Raw genomic sequence first — 3,910 nt, 5'->3', positions numbered from 1 at the left:
GACCCGGTGTCCGTTCCGACCGGCAGCGGGGAGGGCTCGTCGGTCACCAGGTCGGCCGGGATGAGCACCACGGCGGTCAGCCCGGTGCCGTCGGACGGACGCAGCCGCACCCGCACCCCGTGCCGGGCGGCGAGCCGGGCCACCACGAAGAGACCGAGCCGGGCCGTCTCGGTGGGTTCGAAGTCGGGCGAGCGGGCCAGCCGCCGGTTGGCGTCCTGGAGGTTGGCGGCGGACATGCCCAGACCCCGGTCGGTGATCTCCACCGCGTAGCCGTTCGCCACGCGCTGCCCGGAAATCTCCACCCGGGTCCGCGGCGGCGAGAACGCGGTGGCGTTCTCGATCAGTTCGGCGAGCAGGTGGATGACGTCGCCGACGGCCCGCCCGACGGTGCCGGCGGGCTGCACGGTGGTGATGTCGACCCGGTCGTACGACTCGACCTCGGAGATGGCGCCCCGGATCAGGTCGACCATCGCCACCGGGTTGCGCCAACCCCGCCCCGGCGCGGCGCCGGCCAGGATGACCAAATCCTCGGCGTGCCGCCGCAGCCGGGTGGCGAGGTGGTCGACGCGGAACAGCTCGGCCAGCTCGTCCGGGTCCTCAGTGTGCCGCTCCATCCGGTCGAGCAGGGCGAGCTGCCGGTGCACCAGCCCCTGGCTGCGCCGGGCGATGTTCAGGAAGACCTCGTTGAGCCCTCGGCGCAGGGTCACCTCGTCGACGGCAGACTGGACCGCCGTCCGCTGCACCTCGGTGAACGCCCGTCCCACCTGGCCGATCTCGTCGCCGCCGTACTCCAGCGGTGGGGCCTCCCGCGCGACGTCGACCTGCTCACCCCGGCGCAGGCGGGCCACCACGTCGGGCAGCCGGCGTTCGGCCATCTCCAGCGCGGCCGTCCGTACGTCGGTGAGCCGGTGCGCGAGGGAGCGGCCGACCCGCAGCGACACCAGGAGCGAGACCACGACGGCGACCAGCCCGAGCACCCCGGCGGCGGCGAGCCGGACCAGGACGCGGACGGCCGTCGGCACCGACCGGTCGGCCAGGCCCTCGGCCTGGGCCAGCTCGAAGTCCCGCAGCGTCTGCCGGACCGCGTCGTAGTCGGCCTGCCAGTCCACCGGGTCCACCGGCGGACGCATCGAGGTCTCCGCGCGGACCAGGGCGTCCTGCATGGTCCGCAGCCGGCCGAACGCCTCCTGCTCGGTCAACCGCTGGTACGCGGTCCGCTCGGCCTCCGGCAGGTCCGCGACCGCCGACTCGACGAGGAACCGCTGGTTGGCGATGGTCTGCACGAGCTGGGTGTGCTCGCCCTCGGCGTACCGGCCGGCGGTGAACGCGCCGGCCAGCAGGGCGTCGGTCTGGCCGAGCAGCTCCCGGGACCGGCCGAGCGCGGTGACGGCGAGCGCCTCCCGGTTCAGGCCCTGGTCGGGCAGGTTCGCCATGGCGGAGAACGCCTGGAAGGCGGAGCCGATCATCCCGCTGTAGAGCCCGACGGCTCCGGCCCGGTCCACCTCCCGCCGGTCGATGAAACCCCGCCCCGCAGGCAGCGCCTCCAGCGCGGTGACCAACTGGTCGAGCCGGGCGTCGAGGAGGTCGCTTGCGGCGTCGCGCAGCTCCTCGCCGTCGATCCGGCGGCGCAGCTCGGCGATCGCCAGGTCGGTCCGCTGCCGCTGCTCGGCCAGGCCCGGCGCAGGGGCGCCCTCCCCGGCCAGCTGCACCACGGAGAGCCGACGTTCCCATTGCAGCTCCGCCACCACGGTCTCACCGGGGCGTCCGAGGTCGTAGAGGAGCGTCCGGGCGGCCAGCAGGTCCAGCGCGGGGCCGAAGGTGAGCGTGGTGGCGAAGATCCAGAGAGCCAGCAGCGCGGTCACCGGGACGACGACCAGCGCGGTCAGCTTGGAGCGGATCGGCCAGTCGCGGGTGTTCAATCAGACCTCGCCCGGAAAGGTGTGGCTGCGGGGGCGCCGGCGCCTGCCGGGCAGCGCCCGGCCCGGCAGCCCGGCCGCGGCGCCGGGACGCCGCCGGTGGACGCCTTGGGCAGGATACGTAATCCGCGCCCGTTGCACTACCGTCCGTCGCGCCGACCGGTCGCGGGACCGACGTCCACAACCGACGAACGCTCCGCCGGTGGGTCGGCGGGGCGCTCCTGAGTGGAACGATCAGCCGTTGACGGAGAGGCCGAGGCCTCGGCGACCCGACGGCCGCAGTCCTCGTCGCACTGGCCGAAGTGCCAGACCATCTTCTCCTGGATGTGCTTGTCGCACCGGCCAGCAGGGTGGTCAGGTTGAGGATCAGGTCGGCCCGCTCCCAGTCGGCCATCTCGCGGAACCGGCGACCGGCCTGGGCGTAGTTGTTCTGCCGCTCGATCGGGGCCTTCATGACCTGACCGGAGACGAACGGGCGGTACTCCCGGTAGGACTCGTCAGGTTGTGCTCGCCCTGCCGGGTCATCCAGTGGAACTTGACCAGCACACCCTCGCCCTCGGCGTCGACCAGGCGGTAGGTGTTCACCCCGGAGCCGCGCATCGTCCGGTGGTTCTTCGGGATGCGGCGGGTGTCCGGAGGCGTTCGGGGTCGGACTCGACCGGCGTCAACCCACCCGAGCGCACTTTCTGGAATGAGTCAAGTCTTTGCCCCGATGCCGCCCTGTGGCTCTCGTCGTCGGCGAGGGAGGTTTCAGCGTTGCCGAGGAAAGTGCCCCGGATAGGGATTGGCGATCAGCAAGCTGAGGGAATACCAGCGGCGAAGGAGGAGCCATGTCGCCCACGCAGGTAATCGTCATAGTTCTCGTCGTGCTGGTGATCGCGGCGCTGGCCGTGGCCGCCCGGTCGTACGCCCGCCGCCGGGCACTGCGGTCCCGGTTCGGTCCGGAGTACGACCACGCGCTCGCCGAACAGGACAACCGTGCCGCCGCCGAGCGGGAGCTGCGGGACCGCGAACGCCGCCACGCCGAACTCACGCTCACGTCCCTCGCCCCCGAGTCCCGGGCCCGCTACGCCGCCGCCTGGGAGGAACTCCAGGTCCGCTTCGTCGACTCCCCCGCCGAGACCGTGGGCGACGCGGACGAACTGGTCACCCGGCTCATCGCCGAACGCGGCTACCCCACCGGTGACTTCTCCGACCAGATCGCCCACCTCTCGGTCGAGCACGCCCGCACGCTGACCCACTACCGGGACGCCCACGAGATCCACCTGCGCAACTCCCGGGGCGAGGCCAGCACCGAGGAACTGCGCCAGGCCGTCGTGCACTACCGCGCTCTCTTCGCCGACCTGCTCGGCGAGGAGCCGGTCGGGCACCGGCCGCCCGAGCAGCGAAAGCCGGACAGCCCGCATGACGTCACGAGCCGCTGAGGAGATCACCATGCGCCAGGAAGAGCACCCCGAGGCCGTCCGCTCCGCCCCGGTGCGGGTACCGCCGCCCGAGGACCGGGTCGGTCGGGCCGACGTGCCCGAGGACGCGCTGGACGACCGGGGCACGTTCGACGACCCGGCGGTCGCCGGCGAGCGGACCTCGGACGACCGGGACGCCGACGAGCGGACGGACGGCCGGGACAATGACGGCCGGCGGCCGGAGTTCCACGAGCCGGGCCCGGTGCCGACCGCCTTCGGCGCCACCACCGTCGGTGGCGCGGTGGCCGCGTCCGCGCTGGCCAGCCCCTACCCGGAGGACGAGCCCGACCCGCGTACGGAATCGACCGCCCGCCCCGGCGACGGCGCCGTCGACGGGCCGCGGGAGGGACGGCGGGCCGACCCCACCGCCGGGTTCCACCGGGCCGGCCACGACGAGATCCCGACCGACGACGACCCCGGGCGGACCGGCGGCGCGACCGTGCTGCCGCCCGACGCCACCGACGGGCGTCCGGAGCGGCGCTCCGACCTGACCGGCTGGGCCGGCGACCCGGACGCCACGGCGGGCGCCGC

The 3,910-nt window shown here is 73.7% G+C and carries 4 protein-coding genes and 1 pseudogene; 2 read left to right on the top strand and 3 right to left on the bottom strand.

All coding sequences use genetic code 11. The features are described 5' to 3' along the window. The 3 genes from NCC78_RS28915 to NCC78_RS28910 all read right to left on the bottom strand — a co-directional run. Positions 1-1,919, bottom strand: a 1,919-nt coding sequence (locus NCC78_RS28915) for a sensor histidine kinase (protein WP_250798486.1), incomplete at its 3' end; no start/stop codon positions are given. A 137-nt stretch (positions 1,920-2,056) separates the two neighbouring features. Next, positions 2,057-2,230 carry a hypothetical protein gene (locus NCC78_RS32625; RefSeq protein ID WP_372495227.1) on the bottom strand — a complete coding sequence of 58 codons (174 nt, stop codon included), beginning with the start codon at positions 2,228-2,230 and terminating at the stop codon, positions 2,057-2,059. A gap of 136 nt (positions 2,231-2,366) precedes the next feature. Continuing rightward, positions 2,367-2,516, bottom strand: coding sequence for a catalase (locus NCC78_RS28910; protein WP_250798485.1), 150 nt, complete (start codon positions 2,514-2,516; stop codon positions 2,367-2,369). Positions 2,517-2,746: 230 nt separating this feature from the next. Between NCC78_RS28910 and NCC78_RS28905 the strand changes: the two genes are divergently transcribed. Both NCC78_RS28905 and NCC78_RS28900 read left to right on the top strand, forming a co-directional pair. Next, a complete protein-coding gene (locus NCC78_RS28905; RefSeq protein ID WP_250798484.1) occupies positions 2,747-3,340 on the top strand; it encodes a hypothetical protein in 594 nt (197 codons plus the stop codon). A gap of 10 nt (positions 3,341-3,350) precedes the next feature. Further along, positions 3,351-3,910: pseudogene (locus NCC78_RS28900) on the top strand (hypothetical protein); the annotation flags it as partial.

Source organism: Micromonospora phytophila (genome assembly GCF_023656545.1).
Classification (GTDB): Bacteria; Actinomycetota; Actinomycetes; order Mycobacteriales; family Micromonosporaceae; genus Micromonospora; species Micromonospora phytophila.
The sequence above is the reverse complement of the archived record's forward strand: the minus strand, read 5'-3'. Positions and strand labels throughout refer to the sequence as shown.

What these genes read in the sequence shown, in the direction of transcription:
- NCC78_RS28905 (WP_250798484.1), top strand. Translation starts at nt 2,747, where the DNA reads ATGTCGCCCACGCAGGTAATCGTCATAGTTCTCGTCGTGCTGGTGATC.
- NCC78_RS32625 (WP_372495227.1), bottom strand. Translation starts at nt 2,230, where the DNA reads ATGGTCTGGCACTTCGGCCAGTGCGACGAGGACTGCGGCCGTCGGGTC.
- NCC78_RS28910 (WP_250798485.1), bottom strand. Translation starts at nt 2,516, where the DNA reads ATGCGCGGCTCCGGGGTGAACACCTACCGCCTGGTCGACGCCGAGGGC.